Annotated in this window: 16 protein-coding genes; 4 read left to right on the top strand and 12 right to left on the bottom strand. The window is 43.6% G+C overall.

Annotated elements, in window-relative coordinates:
• Positions 1–51: 51 nt before the first annotated feature.
• Entirely contained in the window at positions 52–285 is a 234-nt protein-coding gene (locus ACXAFV_RS05920; RefSeq protein WP_032086367.1) for a DUF378 domain-containing protein, read from the top strand.
• A 267-nt stretch (positions 286–552) separates the two neighbouring features.
• Here ACXAFV_RS05920 and ACXAFV_RS05915 read toward each other — a convergent pair whose 3' ends face one another.
• From ACXAFV_RS05915 to pruA, 4 genes are all read right to left on the bottom strand, one after another.
• Positions 553–1,950, bottom strand: coding sequence for an aldehyde dehydrogenase (locus tag ACXAFV_RS05915; RefSeq protein ID WP_475125118.1), 1,398 nt, complete (start codon positions 1,948–1,950; stop codon positions 553–555).
• A gap of 139 nt (positions 1,951–2,089) precedes the next feature.
• Entirely contained in the window at positions 2,090–3,334 is a 1,245-nt protein-coding gene (locus tag ACXAFV_RS05910; RefSeq protein WP_475125117.1) for a Glu/Leu/Phe/Val family dehydrogenase, read from the bottom strand.
• A gap of 196 nt (positions 3,335–3,530) precedes the next feature.
• A complete protein-coding gene (locus ACXAFV_RS05905) occupies positions 3,531–4,727 on the bottom strand; it encodes an ornithine--oxo-acid transaminase (protein ID WP_475125116.1) in 1,197 nt (398 codons plus the stop codon).
• A gap of 142 nt (positions 4,728–4,869) precedes the next feature.
• Positions 4,870–6,414 carry an L-glutamate gamma-semialdehyde dehydrogenase gene (gene pruA, locus ACXAFV_RS05900; protein ID WP_475125115.1) on the bottom strand — a complete coding sequence of 515 codons (1,545 nt, stop codon included), beginning with the start codon at positions 6,412–6,414 and terminating at the stop codon, positions 4,870–4,872.
• Between the two features lie 263 nt (positions 6,415–6,677).
• Between pruA and ACXAFV_RS05895 the strand changes: the two genes are divergently transcribed.
• Complete coding sequence (locus tag ACXAFV_RS05895) at positions 6,678–8,069, top strand: sigma-54 interaction domain-containing protein (RefSeq protein ID WP_475125114.1); 1,392 nt, start codon at positions 6,678–6,680, stop codon at positions 8,067–8,069.
• 379 nt (positions 8,070–8,448) lie between these two features.
• On the opposite strand, the gene ACXAFV_RS05890 is transcribed toward ACXAFV_RS05895, so the two are convergent.
• The 8 genes from ACXAFV_RS05890 to ACXAFV_RS05855 form a co-directional block, all read right to left on the bottom strand.
• Positions 8,449–9,909, bottom strand: coding sequence for a catalase (locus tag ACXAFV_RS05890; RefSeq protein WP_475125113.1), 1,461 nt, complete (start codon positions 9,907–9,909; stop codon positions 8,449–8,451).
• 191 nt (positions 9,910–10,100) lie between these two features.
• Positions 10,101–10,433 (bottom strand): DUF779 domain-containing protein, encoded by a 333-nt coding sequence (locus ACXAFV_RS05885; protein WP_475125112.1) that lies wholly within the window; start codon positions 10,431–10,433, stop codon positions 10,101–10,103.
• Position 10,434: 1 nt separating this feature from the next.
• Entirely contained in the window at positions 10,435–11,955 is a 1,521-nt protein-coding gene (gene adh / locus ACXAFV_RS05880) for an aldehyde dehydrogenase (protein ID WP_475125110.1), read from the bottom strand.
• 185 nt (positions 11,956–12,140) lie between these two features.
• Positions 12,141–12,707 carry an MEDS domain-containing protein gene (locus tag ACXAFV_RS05875; RefSeq protein WP_475125109.1) on the bottom strand — a complete coding sequence of 189 codons (567 nt, stop codon included), beginning with the start codon at positions 12,705–12,707 and terminating at the stop codon, positions 12,141–12,143.
• A gap of 112 nt (positions 12,708–12,819) precedes the next feature.
• Positions 12,820–13,227 (bottom strand): S1 domain-containing post-transcriptional regulator GSP13, encoded by a 408-nt coding sequence (gene yugI, locus ACXAFV_RS05870; protein WP_224945389.1) that lies wholly within the window; start codon positions 13,225–13,227, stop codon positions 12,820–12,822.
• A gap of 208 nt (positions 13,228–13,435) precedes the next feature.
• The gene (locus tag ACXAFV_RS05865; protein ID WP_475125108.1) at positions 13,436–14,719 is read right to left on the bottom strand and encodes a hypothetical protein; all 1,284 of its coding nucleotides are present in this window, start codon (positions 14,717–14,719) and stop codon (positions 13,436–13,438) included.
• Positions 14,712–15,269 (bottom strand): RNA polymerase sigma factor, encoded by a 558-nt coding sequence (locus ACXAFV_RS05860; protein ID WP_475125107.1) that lies wholly within the window; start codon positions 15,267–15,269, stop codon positions 14,712–14,714. The genes ACXAFV_RS05865 and ACXAFV_RS05860 overlap by 8 nt, the downstream gene beginning before the upstream one ends.
• Positions 15,270–15,451: 182 nt before the next feature.
• Positions 15,452–15,748, bottom strand: a complete 297-nt coding sequence (locus ACXAFV_RS05855) for a spore morphogenesis/germination protein YwcE (RefSeq protein ID WP_475125105.1) — start codon at positions 15,746–15,748, stop codon at positions 15,452–15,454.
• A gap of 356 nt (positions 15,749–16,104) precedes the next feature.
• Here ACXAFV_RS05855 and ACXAFV_RS05850 point away from each other — a divergent pair, with 356 nt between their 5' ends.
• Together ACXAFV_RS05850 and ACXAFV_RS05845 are read left to right on the top strand one after the other, a co-directional pair.
• A complete protein-coding gene (locus ACXAFV_RS05850; RefSeq protein WP_475125104.1) occupies positions 16,105–17,445 on the top strand; it encodes a sodium-dependent transporter in 1,341 nt (446 codons plus the stop codon).
• Between the two features lie 143 nt (positions 17,446–17,588).
• A complete protein-coding gene (locus ACXAFV_RS05845; protein WP_475125103.1) occupies positions 17,589–17,948 on the top strand; it encodes a helix-turn-helix domain-containing protein in 360 nt (119 codons plus the stop codon).
• The last annotated feature ends 691 nt before the right edge of the window (positions 17,949–18,639 follow it).

Raw genomic sequence — 18,639 nt, 5'->3', positions numbered from 1 at the left:
AAAGGGTTTGGACATCTTATAAATGAGCCATTGTTTAAGGAGGAAAATGACATGAGTGCAATTCAACGTATTGCTCTGGTTCTGACGATCATCGGTGCCATTAACTGGGGACTAATCGGATTCTTCCAATTTGACCTGGTAGCGGCCATCTTCGGTGGACAAGATTCTGCGCTATCTCGCATCATCTACGGTTTAGTAGGAATCGCCGGTCTCATAAATCTCGGATTATTATTCAAGCCAACAGAAGAGATCGAGAGAGAACCGCACACAGAACCTACACGCTAACTCTAATGATAAAGGCCCGCCCCTCTTTTCAAGCAAAGGGGGACGGGCTTTTTATATTTTTGATTTACAGACTTGGCAATTTCCTTTATTTGTTAAAGTCAGCATAAATCCAAATAATCCAGCATATATCGTGAAAAGTCAGCATAAAACGAAAAAAGTCAGCATAAAATTATTCCTGCCACTAAAAGTAGACAAAAACCATCAGTAAATCTATCCAAAAAACACAAAAAAGGTGACTCATTCGCCTAAGCGTGAGTCACCCAACCATCATTTCAGCAGTTTTTTTAGGATTTTCAATCCAAATTTCGCGTTCGGATAACGGAAACTGAAGTCAAATTTGGTGGTCTGTTTCAGAATACTTTTATAATGAGAGAACGTAGCGAAACTAGACTCCCCATGATAATTCCCGATTCCGCTTTCCCCCACTCCTCCGAAGGGAAGATAAGGGGTGGCAAGATGCATAAGCGTGTCGTTTACACATCCCCCTCCGTAGGAAATGGAACTGTTTACTCTATCCGCCACATTGTCATCACTTGTAAACAAGTAAAGGGCCAAAGGCTTGGGACGTTCATTGATGAACTCGATCACTTCATCCAGGCTCACATATTCCAACACCGGGAATATCGGTCCGAAGATCTCATCCTGCATGACAGGGACGGATTGGTCTTTAGGAACCATGAGAGTCGGTTCGATTTTTAGACTGGCATGGTCCACCCTGCCGCCAGTCACAATCTCGCCGTCCTGCAGATAGTCCGTCAGCCTATTGAAGTGTCGTTCATTCACTATTTTTCCGTAGGTATCATTCGTCAACGGATTTTTCCCATAAAAATCCCGGACTGCTTTCTGAAATTCTTTAACGAATGCTTCTTTCACTTTCTGATGAACGAAGAGATAATCTGGCGCAACGCAGGTCTGCCCGGCATTCGTCACTTTACCGAAGGCGATGCGTTTGGCAGCAAGCGGTATATTTGCTGTTTCGTCCACGATGCAGGGGCTCTTTCCTCCGAGCTCTAATGTTACTGGGATAAGCTGTTTTGCTGCCGCTTCCATGATCACCTTCCCTACAGGTACGCTTCCCGTAAAGAAAATATAATCAAAGGGCTGTTCCAGTAAACACTGTGTTGTTTCTACTCCGCCCTCAATGACCGAGATATATTCCGGGTCGAAATGTGAATGAATCATACCGGCGATCAAATTAGACGTATGAGGTGTCAGCTCTGAAGGCTTGATGATTACCGTATTACCCGCAGCAATCGCACCGATGATAGGAGAAAGCGCCAGCTGTAGAGGGTAATTCCACGGTGCGATGATGAGTGCAGCTCCGTATGGTTCAGGGACTTTATATGCTTTCGACCCGACATGCGTTTTCGCTGTTTTTACCTTAACAGGGGCAGCCCATTCATCGATATGCTTTAGCGTAAATCTGATTTCTTCAAGCAGAATCCCGATTTCTGTAGCATAGGTTTCCATTTCAGATTTATTCAAATCCTGTTTTAATGCTTGCAGGATTTCTTTTTCATGATCTTTTATGACTTCAGCCAGCTTTTCAAGCGTTTGTTTTCGCACGTCCAGCTGCTTCGTCTTGCCTTCTTTATAAAATTGCTTTTGTCTGCCTATTGCGTTTTGTATGGATTCTCGGGATGCTTCATTACTTACTGTCGTCAATAAGATCCCTCCTAAAAATAATTTTCACCTTATTGTAAATATAGCATGAAAAGGCATTTTAATTCTTTTATAAAACTCTGAAAAACAAAAGAACCTGCCCCCGAATAACTCGAGAACAGGTTCTTACTATATGATGGGATTATACCCAACCTCTGAATCTTGACGCCTCTGCCATTTTGCGTGCGCCGACCATGTATGCGGCAAGGCGCATATTAACCCGGCGATTCTGAGATGTTTCGTATACATTGTTGAAAGCATCAATAAGTTTAGCTTCAAGCTTCTCGTTTACTTCTTCTTCGGACCAGTAGTACCCTTGATTGTTCTGGACCCATTCAAAGTAGGATACCGTTACTCCCCCAGCACTTGCCAGTACATCGGGAACAAGCAGGATTCCTCTCTCTGAAAGGATGCGTGTCGCTTCAAGAGTAGTAGGTCCATTTGCAGCTTCTACCACAATGGATGCTTTGATATCATGGACATTCTTTTCCGTGATTTGATTTGAGATCGCTGCCGGGACAAGGATATCACAGTCAAGTTCCAGCAGTTCTTTATTCGTGATCGTATTTTCGAATAATGTCGTTACGGTTCCGAAACTGTCACGGCGATCCAATAGGTAATCAATATCAAGACCAGCAGGATCGTGCAGCGCACCTTGGGCGTCAGAGATGGCAATCACTTTTGCACCGGCATCGTGCATGAACTTCGCCAGGAAACTTCCTGCGTTTCCGAAGCCTTGGATCACGACGCGTGCATCTTTGATATCGATGCCGCGTTTCTTGGCCGCTTGCTCGATACAGATGGTTACCCCTTGAGCCGTTGCCTTTTCACGTCCCTGAGACCCGCCAAGCACAATCGGTTTCCCGGTGATGAAGCCTGGTGAATCATTCTCACGAAGCCGGCTGTACTCATCCATCATCCAAGCCATGATCTGCGAGTTCGTATATACGTCAGGTGCAGGAATATCCTTGGTAGGACCTACAATCTGGCTGATCGCGCGAACATATCCGCGGCTTAATTTTTCAAGCTCAGTGAAAGACATCGTACGAGGATCACAAATGATCCCGCCTTTTCCTCCGCCATAAGGCAGGTCGACGATACCGCATTTTAAACTCATCCACATGGATAAGGCTTTTACTTCTTCTTCATCCACTTCGGGGTGAAAACGAACGCCACCCTTAGTAGGACCGACTGCATCGTTATGCTGCGCACGGTAACCGGTAAACACTTTGATGCTGCCGTCATCCATTCGCACTGGAATCCGGACGGTCAACATGCGGATCGGCTCTTTCAGAAGTTCATACATTTCCTCGGAATAACCAAGCTTTGATAAAGCATCACTTATGACATGCTGTGTAGAAGTAAACAGATTAAGGTTTTCTCCCATTTTAAACATTCGCCTCTTTATTATGTGATCTGAAACGTAGTAATTGTAACATATTACCTTGTACTAAACCATTGGCATTTTCAAAAAATTTATTATTCTTGATTTCGCGCTTTAAAGGGACACTAACTATCTATTCAATGCTGATGAAAAACGTTAAAATAAAGCATTTTCAGGGTGCCACCCATATCCATCAGTGTTATTTTGAAAGCACCTTTTTAATGCGATCGATTGCCCAATCAAGTTCTTCCTGTGAAATGACAAGCGGAGGAGCGAAACGGATCACTGTATCATGCGTTTCCTTACAAAGCAGACCTTCCTCTTTCAGTTGTTCACAATACTTACGTGCCGGCTCATGAAGCTCGACTCCGATGAACAATCCTCTTCCGCGTACTTCTTTAATCATAGGATTATCTATCTCGCGGAGTTTACTCATAAAGTATTCTCCCAATTCCAATGAGCGGTCGGCAAGCTTTTCATCAAGAAGTACATCAAGAGAAGCGACTGACACCGCACAAGCCATCGGATTTCCGCCAAAAGTGGAACCATGTGAGCCAGGATTGAACACTCCGAGCACTTCATTGCTTGCTACGACACAAGAAATCGGGAACACTCCGCCGCCAAGTGCTTTTCCAAGGATGTACATATCAGGATCTACATCTTCCCACTCACATGCAAACATCTTACCGGAACGTGCAAGGCCAGCCTGGATTTCATCAGCGATAAACAATACATTATTTTCTTTACAAAGCTCGTAAGCCGCTTTCAGGAACCCTTCAGGAGGAATGACGATGCCCGCTTCACCCTGGATCGGCTCGATCAGGAAGGCAGCTGTATTCGGCGTGATCGCTTCTTTTAGCGCTTCAAGGTCGCCGTAATTAATCAGGTTGATCCCTGGAAGCATCGGTCCGAATCCGCGTTTGTATTCTTCTTCTGAAGAAAGGGAAACAGCTGTCATCGTTCTGCCGTGGAAGTTTCCGTTACACGCGATGATTTCGGCTCTGTTTTCTTCCACACCTTTCACATCATAAGCCCAGCGGCGTGCCGTTTTGATTGCTGTTTCAACGGCTTCAGCACCCGTATTCATCGGAAGTGCCATGTCTTTACCTGTAAGCTTGCAGATCTTTTCATACCAAGGAGCCAGTTGATCATTATGGAATGCACGTGAAGTCAAGGTTACACGATCTGCCTGATCTTTCAGTGCTTGGATTACTTTCGGGTGGCGGTGGCCCTGGTTGACCGCTGAATAGGCACTCAGCATATCCATATATTTATTTCCTTCAGGGTCTTTCACCCAAACACCTTCTGCTTCAGAGATGACGATCGGAAGCGGATGATAGTTTTTCGCACCATACTTTTCTGTTTGTTCGATAATGGAATGTGTACTCACTGACATATTAAAGTTCCTCCTTTTAGAGATGCAGATAGCTTTTTATAAAAAAGTTACAGCTTACGGAAATCTTTCTTCCACTGCAACAATTAAATGCTTATACAAAAGGATGGAGCCTCTGCTCACAAAGGCTCCTCCTTATTGGGTATTAAAGTGTTTCTGAAGTCGTTTTTGCCTGCATGTGTAGAAGCAGGTAGTCCGGTCCGCCCGCTTTGGAGTCGGTACCTGACATGTTGAATCCACCGAATGGCTGGTATCCAACGATCGCACCCGTACAGCCACGGTTGAAGTAAAGGTTACCAACGTGGAAGTCTTCACGTGCCTGTTCGATCTTCGCACGGTTATTCGTGATAACAGCACCAGTCAAACCGTAGTCTGTGTTATTCGCAATCTCAAGAGCATGATCGAAATCTTTTGCTTTAGAGAATGCAACAACAGGTCCGAAGATTTCTTCCTGCATAAGACGTGCATCAGGTGCAACATCTGCAAAGATCGTCGGTTTCACGAAGAATCCTTTAGAGTTATCCCCTTCGCCGCCGATCATCAGCTTGCCTTCCTCTTTACCGATTTCAACATAGCTCATGATTTTATCAAATGACGCCTGGTCGATCACTGGACCCATGAAGTTATCCTGGTCAACTGGATCACCAACCGTTAGTTCTTTAGTTAATTCAACCGCGCGCTCAAGCACTCGATCGTATACATCTTCCACGATGACTGCACGTGAGCAGGCAGAACATTTTTGTCCGGAGAATCCGAATGCAGAAGCAACGATCGATTGCGCTGCAAGCTCAAGATCCCCTTCGCTGTCCACGACGATTGTATCTTTACCACCCATTTCAGCGATCACACGTTTCAGCCATTTTTGGCCCTTGTGAACAACCGCGGCTCTTTCATAAATGCGGGTACCCACTTCGCGTGAACCTGTGAATGAAATAAAGCGTGTCTTCGGATGATCTACTAAGTAGTCGCCCACTTCAGCACCGCTTCCAGGAACATAGTTGATAACACCTGCAGGAAGTCCTGCTTCCTCTAATACTTCGATGAATTTAGCTGCCACGACCGATGTCGTTGAAGCTGGTTTAAGAAGAACGGTATTACCTGAAACGATTGCAGCTACAGCTGTACCAGCCATGATTGCAAACGCAAAGTTCCAAGGAGAGATCACTACACCCACACCAAGAGGGATATAATTGAACTGGTTGTACTCACCAGGACGACTTTCTACAGGGAACCCATCTTTAATACGAAGCATCTGGCGCCCGTAATATTCCATGAAGTCGATCGCTTCTGCTGTATCAGCATCCGCTTCCTTCCATGGCTTACCGGCTTCCTTCGTTAATAAAGCAGAAAATTCATGCTTACGGCGACGAACAATGGCAGAAGCACGGAACAGGATATCTGCACGTGTTTCAGGCTTCACTTTGCGCCAAGTCTGGAACGAATCATACGCAACATTCATTGCTTTTTCAGCAAGATATTTGTCAGCTTTTGAAACGCGTCCGATAAGCTCTTCCTTGTTTGCCGGGTTAACGGAAACAATCTTATCTTCAGTCATCACACGCTCACCGCCGATAACGAGCGGATAATCTTGACCTAAGTAACTTTCAACTACTTTTAAACCTTCTTTGAATGCCTTTTGATTCTCTTTTTGCGAGAAATCTGTGAATGGTTCGTGCTTGTAAGGAATCATTTGGGTATATCCCCCTTTGAACAAAGATTTTTATTCATCCTCTGAAGCGAGGCTAGCTAACAGGTGCGCAAAAAAAATTTGCATTTAGAAAACCCTTACACTTATAATAATGCAAAAGATAGTTGCATTTTTCAAGAGTTTTTTTAAAATTTTTTCATTAAGCGCTTTCAATTGAATTTAATTTACTGAAATAACAATTTCCACTGCTTATGAAACCTGTCAGACAAAGTATTCGTACCATAAATATCGAGGAGAGAGACAGCATGCAGGAATTTGAAAAACGTTTATATATGTATGAAAAAGTAGCTGAACATCTCGAATCAGGTGTCCATGTCATCGATTCCAGGGGCAAAACCATCATCTATAACCGAAAAATGCGTGAAATTGAAGGGATGGATATCGAAGACGTACTTGATAAAAACCTTCTGGATGTATTTCAATTTCACTCCGAAGAAGAAAGCACCCTTCTTCAAGTCTTGAAAACCAAGGAACCTGCACTCAATGTTAAACAAACCTACTTTAATATAAACGGAATTGAAATCACGACAATTAATGATACCTTTCCAATTTTTCATGACGATGTACTGATCGGGGCGATCGAAATTGCAAGGGATGTTACCATGCTTGAGAAAATGATGCGTGATAATCTGCACAAACGGACGAACAGCCTCTATACATTCGACAGTATCGTAGGCGAAAACATCCGTTTACAGGAAGCTGTCGAAACCGGCAAAAGAGCCACGAAAATCTCTTCTCCGGTCTTGATCTGCGGAGAAGCGGGTACGGGAAAAGAGCTGTTCGCCCAAAGCATCCACAACGGCAGCTCCCGTTCCGACCGTCCGTTCATCGCCCAGAACTGCACTTCCATACCGGAAGACATGCTTGAAAGCCTTCTTTTTGAAGGAAGTAACGGGGCATCTGGCAAGGATGAAACAGAGAATCATCAATCCCTTTTCCAACAGGCACAGGGCGGTACATTGCTGCTCGATGAAATCAACTCATTAACCCCTTCCCTTCAGCAAAAGCTGGTAAACATCCTGCAGGGAGGGACGGACCTTCCATATGATGCCCGGTTGATCGCAACGGTGAACGAAGACCCGATCGACGCGATTGCTGAGGGGCGTCTCTTAAAAGATTTATATTATCGCTTGAGTGTCGTATCGATCTTCATCCCTTCGCTTCGTGACCGGAAAGAAGATATGAAGGAGCTGATTTCATTTTTCATCAATCAGTTCAACCATCACTTCGCCATGAACATAAGAGGGCTGACTGAAGAAGTCCAAAATGTTTTTCTAGAATATGAATGGCCGGGGAATGTAAGGGAATTGGAGCATGTAATAGAAGGGGCCTTCAACCTTGTCGGCTTCGAAGAATGGATCGATTTCAATCATCTGCCGATCGGCTTCAGACAGCGCCTCCACCATGGTACTTCCAGCCAGGAAATCCAGGAAGAATCAGACTTTCTTTATCAGGAAGGAAGCGACATAAAGCCGCTGGAGATGTTTGTTGAAGAAGCAGAAACGTATTATATCCAAAAAGCATTGAAGCATCACGAATACAATATTACCCAGACTGCAAAATCTCTTGGCATGAGCCGCCAGAATTTGCAGTATCGAATCAGGAAGTATGGGATTGAGCGTGGGGTGGGGTATTGAATGATGTGGTGAGGAGTTTATGAGCGAGAGCCATGCCCGTGATTATGGGTATGGCTTTTTGTTTGTGGGGAAGGGGTGATGCGGGGCTGGCGTTCGTGTTAGCGGCTGCCGAAATTCGTCGATTTTTGAAGAATTATTGGTAAGTGAGTCATTTTTGTTGATACATTTGAAAAAACGTTGGTAACTTCAAATTTTTGTTTATAATACCCAAAAAAAGTTGATAAAATCCAAATTTTCGTAGAAAACTCCCGCCGTCCCTTCTTCCACACTATTTCTTCACGGCACACATTCAATTCGCCTCTCACTATTCTCTTGACATAAAAAAGCACCAGTCCTCCCCCAGCAGCTGCTGAGAAAAGCCTGGCACTCTATCAATCTTCTATTTCACATACTGTAAGTAAGGAGTCAAATCCACTCCCACTCCCTCTGCCACCTTCTTCCCAAGCTCCTCATCAGCCCGGTAAAAGTTACAGATCGCACGCAGCGCAATTCTTTCGCTGACAGCGCTCAATTCATCCGTAAGGTTCTTGATCAGCTGCGCTTTCACTTCAGGGGAGTAGCTTCGATACACACGTCCCGCCTGACCGAAATCATCGGTTTTCTGGATCTTTTGACGGCCTCTTTCACCCGACATAGGCTGGTTCACTTCGGTGTAGTCTTCCACTTCCTGCGGCTCATCGTCGTAGCTGTTCGGTTCATAGTTTATCGGGCTCGATTGCTGTTTGAATGGCATCGCACCGTCTCTTTGGTTATTGTTTACTCTTGCAAACGGGCAGTTGATCGGCAGCTGCTGATAGTTCGCCCCGATGCGGTAGCGCTGCGTATCAGAATAAGAGAATAGTCGCCCTTGCAGCAGCTTATCTTCGGATGGAAGCATGCCGTTCACTAAAACTCCCGGGTTAAAACCGACGGATTCCGTTTCCGCAAACACGTTCTCAGGATTCTTATTCAAAATCATCGTGCCCACGAAATGAGATGGGATCTCTTCTTCCGGCCAATCTTTTGTTGCATCGAGCGGATCGAAATCGAATGAATCCGTATCCATCGGATCCAATACTTGAACATATAGATCCCATTCAGGATAATCGCCATTTTCAATCGCTTCGTATAAATCACGGCTTGCATGGTTGAAGTCATGTGCCTGGATTTCTGCCGCTTCCTCAGCAGACAGATTCACGACACCCTGCTTTGTTTTCCATTTCAATTTGATATAGACGGTATTCCCTGCTTCGTTCACCCATTTGAAGGAGTGAACACTTGAACCGCGCATCTGACGATAATTTGCAGGAATCCCCTCATCAGTAAATAGATGCACCAGCATATTTGTCGATTCCGGGGAAAGTGACATGAAGTCCCAGTAGCGCTCCCCGTCCTGGATGTTCGTACGCGGATCCGGCTTTAATGAATGAACCATATCCGGAAACTTCATTGCATCGCGGATAAAGAAGACAGGAAGGTTGTTCCCTACAAAGTCCCAATTTCCTTCTTCCGTGTAAAACTTAACGGCAAACCCGCGTGGATCCCTTAATGTTTCAGGGGAATGCTGTCCATGAATGACCGTTGAGAAACGTGCAAACACCGGTGTCTCTGTCCCTGGATGTTGGAATAATTTCGCCTTCGTATATTTCTTCATGCTGTTTTTCGTGATGAATACCCCATGAGCCCCCGCTCCTCTTGCGTGAACGACTCTTTCTGGTACCCGCTCCCTGTCAAAATGGGCCAGTTTTTCAATCAGTTGATAATCCTCCAGTAATGATGGGCCTCTCTGTCCGGCTGTCATCGAGTTTTGATTATCACCGATCGGCGCACCTTGATTTGTCGTTAATTTTTTTCTATCCATATCGAACTCTCCTTTAAATTAGAATGATTATTAAGTAAGTATATTTTTATTTTACTCAATTGAGAATGAAAGTCAATAACAAATTATAATTATTTTAAATTAATAACCATTAAAAAAAAGACAACTTATACAAATAAGTTGTCTTTTTAAAGCTATTATTCTCTTTTTGAAAATAGAACTATCTTTGGAAACTAAGACTTGATCAATTCGGAATCCGTGATGAACCTCATTCCTTCAGTGGATTCCAAAGAGAAGACGCCTCCTCTTCCAGGTTTCACATCCAATATGATCTTAAAATGCTTCCAATACTCATATTGCTGTGAATTCATATAGAAAGGACAATCGGCTGCAGTACCCACTAACACGTCGCTGTCACCTATGATTAAATCATCCTGGCTCAAACACATCGGGGAACTTCCATCACAACATCCTCCTGATTGATGGAAAAGCAAAGGTCCATGTTTTCTCTTAAGCTTTTCTATCAATTGAAGGGCCTGCTCTGTCGCCTCCAGTCTGTTTTCCATTTTAGAAGAATCCTAACTTCTTAGGGCTGTAGCTTACGAGAAGGTTCTTCGTTTGTTGGTAGTGGGACAGCATCATCTTATGTGTTTCACGTCCGATACCCGACATTTTATAGCCGCCGAATGCTGCATGCGCAGGATATGCGTGGTAGCAGTTCGTCCACACGCGTCCAGCCTGGATTTCACGCCCGAAACGGTAAGCCGTGTTCATATCACGAGTCCACACACCCGCTCCAAGTCCGTAAAGTGTATCGTTTGCGATTTCCAGTGCTTCTTCCTTCGTTTTGAATGTTGTAACGGAAACAACTGGCCCAAAAATTTCTTCCTGGAAGATACGCATGGAATTGTCACCTTTAAATACAGTCGGTTTGACATAGTAACCAGATCCGTGGTCACCTTCCAATTTATTTTGCTCTCCGCCGATCAGGCACTCCGCTCCTTCTTGTTTACCGATTTCGATATAAGAAAGAATCTTATCCAGCTGCTCTTCAGAAGCCTGAGCCCCAAGCATTGTTTCCGTATCTAATGGATTCCCCTGCTTGATTTGTTTCACGCGTTCGATCGCTCTTTCCATGAACTTGTCGTAGATGGATTCCTGGATCAGTGCTCTTGAAGGACATGTACATACTTCCCCTTGGTTAAGAGCAAACATGACGAAACCTTCCACTGCTTTATCAAGGAAATCATCATCCTCATTCATGACATCTTCAAAGAAGATATTCGGAGATTTCCCGCCAAGCTCAAGTGTCACCGGAATGATATTTTGAGAAGCATATTGCATGATCAAGCGTCCAGTCGTCGTTTCACCAGTGAAGGCAACTTTACCGACACGCTTACTTTGGGCAAGAGGTTTACCTGCTTCTACACCGAAACCTTGTACCACGTTCAATACGCCCTTAGGAAGAAGGTCTTGAATCAGTTCAACAAGAACCATGATGGAAGCCGGAGTCTGTTCAGCGGGCTTCAACACCACACAGTTCCCTGCAGCGAGCGCCGGAGCGATTTTCCATACGGCCATCAGAATCGGGAAGTTCCAAGGGATGATCTGAGCGACAACCCCGATCGGCTCGTGGAAATGATAAGAAACCGTGTCATTATCAATTTCGCCAAGCGTTCCTTCCTGCCCTCTGATGCAACCAGCGAAATAGCGGAAATGATCGATTGCCAGCGGCATATCGGCAGCAAGCGTTTCGCGTACCGGCTTACCATTATCCCACGTTTCTGCTACAGCAAGCATTTCCAGGTTTTCTTCCATGCGGTCAGCAATTTTATTTAAAATCGATGCTCTCTCAGCAACGGATGTTTTGCCCCATGCATCCTTTGCTGCATGCGCAGCATCCAGTGCCTTTTCCACATCCGCCTCATTTGAGCGGGCGATTTTCGTAAATACCTTCCCCGTTACCGGTGATACATTATCGAAGTACTCACCACTTGCCGGCGGAACAAATTCCCCGCCAATGAAGTTATCATATTTGTCTTTGAATTGAACCAGTGAACCTTCTGTATTCGGATTATTATAAAGCATTCTAGTCCCTCCCGATTGTTATGTATTTCTTTTTGTAAAAGCGCTTTCATTTTTCATTATATTCTATCTGAGTTGTACGGACAAGTATATTGTTTAAAAATTCTAGATTTTTTGTTATATCTGACATGTACATTTACAGCAATAAAGCGATGAATCCCGTCATCTGGATTCATCGCTTTACCTTTTTACAGCTGGATTTTATTGTACAGCGCGGAGTCAATAAGATCCTCCTCATCGGTCATGATGTAAGGATGGCTTTTTTCTAAAATTGACTGCATGTCAGCAGGCATTTTTTCTGCTTCATACGCACATACGAGTGTTAATTTTTGTTCATTCACAATTTTATCCGTTTCTTGTTCGAACCAATCTACGATGTGAGAAGGTTCTTCCAGTGCCCCCCATTCTACGTTCGTCCAGGTTCGAAATGGGGCATCACCTTCAAAATAAGGTGTGTAAATGTTGATTAATTGTTCATAGATCGCAGGCGGATGGTAGCTCCCGCTTGATAGGTAAAATTCGAAATTACTGATTGTGTGGACTTGCTTGAATTGATTGTCTGTTATCTTTTCTTTTAATCGATCGACCAGCATTTTCAAGTTTTTTTCACTTTCAATGAGGATGACCGTTTCCCCTGACTCGATCCCCTCGACAAGATAAGCAAGGACATTCTTTATATATTTCTCTTTATTGTAGTAACAGTATAGGATGTGTGTGCATGGATTGGTTTTCACAAGACGGTTAACTTCTTCCATATTATTACACCCCCTTTTTCCCTATATAACAAGTATTCGTGATAACTCTTTGAAATCCTTTATCCAAACAAAAAAGACCACCCTCTCATACTGGGGCGGTCTTTAAAACTCATTACTTCTTGATTAGATCTTCACGTTCAGATTGCTCGATCCACTCTTCAAGCTTGTCTTTAAGTGTGTTGAAGCCTGCTGGAGTTGTTTCTTCAGCTGCCGGCTTTACACTTCCTTGACGGCGAGGTTTTTTTGCTGCTGCAGGCTTGGCTTGTGGTGCAGGAGCTTCTTCTGTAGCACGGATTGAAAGGCTGATTTTACCAGCAGCTTCGTCCACTGATAATACTTTGACCTTTACTTCGTCGCCTACTGAAAGGTGCTCACTTACGTCTTTAACAAAGCCGTGTGTGATTTCAGAGATGTGAACAAGTCCTTGTGTTTCTTCGTCTAATGCAACAAATGCTCCGTATGGCTGGATGCCTGTAACTTTACCTGTTACGACAGATCCTGTTTCGAATTTTGTAGTCATGGTAACACTCCTAGTATATATATTATTTTTCTCTTTTACACGCAATTTTAGATTATACCATAGATTATGGTTTTCGGCAAAAAGGAATTATACAGGAGCAAAAAATCATTCCTATTATACATCTAAAATAACGCATCTCACTAGTTATGTTTCCCTATTTTTCTTATTATTAAAACATTATTCACTTTCTGATAATAAACCTAAACCGTTAATCATGGCCCTCGTATATCCTTTCTACTTCTGACGAGATGATGACCGGTGAATGCTGCACCCATCGTTCCGGCTTTACACCATTCGATTCCTTCAGTTCATTCAAAACCCCTTGCAGACTTTCAGCGGTTTTATATGAAGGATAGTTCTCTGCAAGATACTCATACGCTTCCCGCACTTCCGGCTTCAATTTGCCCTTTTCTGTAAAGATCGGCTGGTTGACGCCTCCGTTCACATAATATTGATAGAGGAGATCATACTCAAGTTCCACTTCGTTTCTGAACCTGGAATCCTCAGGCAGCTTTTTGAGGATGTGTTCAAGGAGCATGAGCCGGTCTCCTGCCTCTTTCCATCCCGTTGTAAACTCTCCTGCTTTCAATACAGAAGATTCGCGTGTTTTCATGTAGGAAACATATACATCAGGAAGGGCTTCACCTGATATCATGCTGACATACTCAAAGTCAATGGACGTTCCAAGAGTATCTTCCTTTTCATTGTAAGTAAGCTTAACCGCATTGTTCGTGATTCCCCCAAGCAGCATTCTGAACTCACTCGGATAAGGTTGAGGTGAATTCAAGCTCTTCATATTGATTTCCCCGTTTTCAATATGAGGCTTCCACCTTTCTTTATATTTCTGCAGTTTTTCTTCGTAAATCGGCAGTAATCCGCTTTGTTTTTCCAAAAAATCTCCTGTCCAGGCTTCTGCTTCCAACATCGTGATTCCGCCTTTAAGGCTCCTGATCATCATGTCAGGTGTCCTCAAAGATTCTTCAATCCACTCTTTTCCTCTCTCCACCCATTGGAGTTTCATATCAAGCGGATAATCACGTTTAGGAATGGATTCAACATAGATCAAATGTCCCTGTGCCTCCTTATCCAGCTGTGTTTGACTGAATGTGGACTCGTTGAATCCAAGACGCTCCATCGCTTGTGTTTTCCGGAGTTCATAGAGGGCTTCTGCATCATCCATTTCTGCCAGCAACTCTTTACTTGTTTCGCCTTGATAGTGGTGCTCAGCCGCTTGCTGGTTTTGTTCGCCTTGATCACCCTGAATGTCACCGCCCATCGTCAATTGCAGGGCCAATACAGTTCCAATTAGAATGACACCGATAAAGCTTGCAGCATAAGGCCAGTGAATGACAGTTCGGGAACGCTTCTTATTGGACCTGTTTTGTTCTTCTTTAATGACTTTAAGGATGGCATTCGAATCCGTTTGAGCAGGCATTTTTTTATACGAACGGTCCAATAGTTCCATCCGCTTCTCGAACATTTTCTCATCCATTGATGGTCCCCTCCCCTTTTTCTGCTTCCTCAAGCATTTTTTTCAACAGGCTTTTCCCTCTCAATATCCGGGTTTTAATCGTAGAAAGATTGACGGAGAGAATATCTGCAATCTCCTCGTATTTCTTTTCATGAAAATAATACAGGATGATCGGAGCTCTGTACTTTTCCTCAAGCTCTTGAATGCATTCGTGAAGTACGCGGTCCTCTTCCTCCCTCAGAACGGTTGCATGTGCGCCGGCCGATTCCTGTAAGGGTTCGTTCATCACCTTATGAACCCTTTTGTTATACTGACTTTCTTTTCTCTTAAAATCCCTTGATACATTTAACGTTATCTTATATAGCCAGGTCGTGAATTTCGCATGGGTGAAACCGTCGATAAACCGGTAAACCCGTATGAAAACCTCCTGACTGATATCAGGTATGTCGTGCATGTTATTCCCCATCTGATAGGCGAACCGCTCCACGATGGGGGAATAATCACTGATCAGTTTGCTGTAGGCGGAAAGGTCGCCCTGTTTTGCCTTTTCGATGAGCAGAAATTCGTCCACTGCTGTAAACCTCTCCTTTCTTTATGAATCTTCTTATCTATGTAACGGAGGCTGAATGGTTTTTGTTGCATAAAAGAGGAATTTTTTCATTAAAATGGATGGTGGCTCATTTCATTTTAACATTGGTGTTTTTTCTTATGGCTCTGAAGGCAAAAAAAAATAAATCCCTCGTCTCCGGGGATTTATTTTTCAACATTGTATGTGCGCGTCTCCATCATTTTCTTTCTGTGCTTTTTCAAATAAGGAGCCGCGTATAACCAGAACGCTGCAAGATGTGCGAACGCAAAGTTAAAGATGAATAGACTCCAGAATGTCACGTGTCCCCAGCCGCCCATTTCCGGGACTGCAACGTAATAAATGAAGATGGCCCATAATGCTACTAAAAATGGAATATGAATCAATGCCCATTTCCGATGCTCGATCCATAAGAATAGCGGAGTAGCCGTGGCAACGAATAAATACACCATAAACATATCCATATTTGATCCCTCCTGATTTAAGCGCTTTCAATTTTGACTAATTAATGTCTAATTATTGTCCAATTTGTGAACATCTCGTTACCACTAGTATACTATACTTTGCTAACTTTTCCAGCCCGTTTTTATTTTTTAAGTAAAATAGGAATTTTTTCATGATTAAAACGTTTACAACCATACTAATATGGAAGACATCATGATTTTTTTGAAAAATCCTTTAATTCATTACAGTTACAACCATTTTTAATATAAATTGAAAATTAAAAAATCCGGTGTACACGTCATTAAAAACATAGTAGTATGGAAAAATCATTTGTTTTTTAAACCTTTATAAAAAGCCTTTAGAAAGGAGCATCTACATGGCAAAGAAACAACAATGGTCTTCAAAAATAGGATTTATCCTGGCAGCAGCGGGGTCTGCCATAGGCCTCGGGGCGATCTGGAAGTTCCCATATATGGCGGGGGCCAATGGCGGGGGAGTTTTCTTCCTCCTTTTCATCATCTTCACGATATTGATCGGTACACCGATCTTACTTGCAGAATTTGTAATCGGAAGAAGAGCCGGTGCCGATGCCGTTACTTCATATAAAAAGCTGGCGCCTGGATCAGCCTGGCACTTAATCGGCTATCTTGGTACGATCGTTTCCTTTATCATCCTATCGTTCTACAGTGTTGTGGGCGGCTGGATTCTTTCTTATCTTGCCAGAAGCTTTACTGGGGCTCTCTCTGGCAAAACACAGGAACAGTACGGGGCAATGTTTGAAGGCATCATTGCGAATCCATGGGAAATCATGATTACGCAAGCCTTGTTTATCGTACTGACTGTTATGGTCGTACAAGGAGGGATTCAAAAAGGAATCGAACGTGCGAGCCGCTATATGATGCCGTCTTTATTTATTTTATTTCTTATTCTGGTGGCACGCTCGCTCACCCTCGACGGCGCTATGGAAGGTGTACGTTTCCTGCTGGTCCCTGACTGGAAATACCTGACGGGCGAAACGGCATTACTTGCACTTGGACAAGCCTTTTTCTCCTTGAGTGTCGGACTGTCTGTCATGGTGACCTATGCTTCCTACCTTTCAAAGGAGGACAGCATGCCGCGTTCGGCGATTTCTGTTTCAGGGCTGAATATTTTCATATCCCTATTGGCAGGATTGGTGATTTTCCCATCTGTCTATGCATTGGGGTTCCAGCCTGATGAAGGCCCAGGAATAGCCTTTGTCGTTCTACCGGCCGTTTTTAATGAAATAGCTTTCGGCGGAATTTTCCTGACCGTATTCTTGATTCTGCTTCTCTTTGCGACGTTGACATCGGCATTCTCAATACTTGAAATCGGCGTAGCCGCGTTAACGAAAGGGAATCAAAAAAAGAGAATGCCTTATACGTGGTTGATGGGGATCATGGTGTTTATCGCCGGAATTCCAAGTGCACTGTCATTTGGGGTCTTCAGCGAGTTCACTCTTCTCGGCCGGAATTTCTTTGATTTTGCAGACTTTATCACAAGCAGTTTCGGACTTCCGATCGGAGCATTGTTTATAAGTATCTTTGTATCCTATCGTCTAACAAGGGAAGAAGTATTGAATGAAATCCAGCAAGGGTCGTCCACTTCCAAAGGACTGTTCACCGCCTGGATCATCCTTCTTCGCTACATTGTCCCGATAGCCATCATATTCGTATTCATATCTAAACTGGTACCATAAGAATACCCGTCCTTCAACACTTTAACGAGTTGAGGGACGGGCCTTTTTTTAACATTTTGTTCACGGGTGGACAGTCTAATTAATTTCTTTTGGTGATAAAATAGAAGTAAGAAGAAGATTTGATATTTGGGAGGGGTTTTAAGATGTCACACTTTGGTGAGAATTTGAAGAGAGTCAGAGAAGATCGAAACATTTCTCAGCGCGAGCTGGCCCTGAAAGCTCGCTTAGGCGCGAGTACGATTGAGAAGTATGAAAACAATGAACAGATCCCTGATACACAAACCATATTAAAACTGTCAACCGTTCTTGATATCCCCGCATCAGAGCTTTTGGAACGTGAAATGATCAACCATCATCCTGCAGGAATCGATTCAGAGATCGAGCAGCTCATTAAAGAAATCGGCCCCAAACGGACAAAGCTGATCCTCCGCAAAGCGAAGGAATTCTCAGAGGACGATTTTCTCCGTGTCATGCAAATGCTGTATGAAGTAAAATACGAATAAGAAAAGCGGAGGCGGCTCGTTCAGCCCCGACAAGCATAAGATGAATGGGCCGGGAAGGCGTTTTTTGCCTTCTTGGACCATTTAGATTATGACCTCGAGCCTCTAGCCGCCGGAGCTGGACAATATAGAAAAGCGGAGGCGGCTTGCCCAGAGGCGACAAGCATAAGGCGAGCAAGCCGGAAAGGCGTTTTTTGCCTTTTTGGCTTGCTTGACTTATGACCTCGAGCCTCTAGCCGCCGGAGCTGGACAATTCCTCATGTGAAAATATTAAAATTTATGTATATACGTCTTCAAAACGGGTCATACTGAGACTAAGCTTTCTAAGTATTCCCCCTTTTGTTTTCATTTGTTGGACGATTATCGAATCGTCCTATTTTTTTTGGTTTAATTTAGATGAGTTCATTAGGAATTCCACCACTTTTTTAATGAAAACTTATGAAATCGGACTGAACTAAATGAAAAAGGGTTCTGGGAGTCATTTTTATAAGTTGGAAAATCTGCAGCAAATAGATTTATGATCCTGTTCTGGGATTTATGATCCGTTCTGAAGATTTATCATCCTGCTCAGGGATTTATGATCCATTCTGAAGATTTATGATCCTGTTCAGGGATTTATGATCCATTCTGAAGATTTATGATCCTGTTCAGGGATTTATGATCCATTTTACAATAATATGATCTTTTAAGAATG

It is taken from the genome of Rossellomorea sp. ABR4_012 (genome assembly GCF_056159545.1).
This window is presented reverse-complemented; position numbering and strand designations above follow the sequence as displayed.

Coding starts and splice junctions, on each gene's coding strand:
- pruA (WP_475125115.1), bottom strand. CDS start 6,414: ATGATTCCTTACAAGCACGAACCATTCACAGATTTCTCGCAAAAAGAG.
- yugI (WP_224945389.1), bottom strand. CDS start 13,227: ATGACTACAAAATTCGAAACAGGATCTGTCGTAACAGGTAAAGTTACA.
- ACXAFV_RS05855 (WP_475125105.1), bottom strand. CDS start 15,748: ATGGATATGTTTATGGTGTATTTATTCGTTGCCACGGCTACTCCGCTA.
- ACXAFV_RS05895 (WP_475125114.1), top strand. CDS start 6,678: ATGCAGGAATTTGAAAAACGTTTATATATGTATGAAAAAGTAGCTGAA.
- ACXAFV_RS05910 (WP_475125117.1), bottom strand. CDS start 3,334: ATGGGAGAAAACCTTAATCTGTTTACTTCTACACAGCATGTCATAAGT.
- adh (WP_475125110.1), bottom strand. CDS start 11,955: ATGCTTTATAATAATCCGAATACAGAAGGTTCACTGGTTCAATTCAAA.
- ACXAFV_RS05850 (WP_475125104.1), top strand. CDS start 16,105: ATGGCAAAGAAACAACAATGGTCTTCAAAAATAGGATTTATCCTGGCA.
- ACXAFV_RS05920 (WP_032086367.1), top strand. CDS start 52: ATGAGTGCAATTCAACGTATTGCTCTGGTTCTGACGATCATCGGTGCC.
- ACXAFV_RS05890 (WP_475125113.1), bottom strand. CDS start 9,909: ATGGATAGAAAAAAATTAACGACAAATCAAGGTGCGCCGATCGGTGAT.
- ACXAFV_RS05885 (WP_475125112.1), bottom strand. CDS start 10,433: ATGGAAAACAGACTGGAGGCGACAGAGCAGGCCCTTCAATTGATAGAA.
- ACXAFV_RS05875 (WP_475125109.1), bottom strand. CDS start 12,707: ATGGAAGAAGTTAACCGTCTTGTGAAAACCAATCCATGCACACACATC.
- ACXAFV_RS05845 (WP_475125103.1), top strand. CDS start 17,589: ATGTCACACTTTGGTGAGAATTTGAAGAGAGTCAGAGAAGATCGAAAC.
- ACXAFV_RS05865 (WP_475125108.1), bottom strand. CDS start 14,719: ATGGATGAGAAAATGTTCGAGAAGCGGATGGAACTATTGGACCGTTCG.
- ACXAFV_RS05905 (WP_475125116.1), bottom strand. CDS start 4,727: ATGTCAGTGAGTACACATTCCATTATCGAACAAACAGAAAAGTATGGT.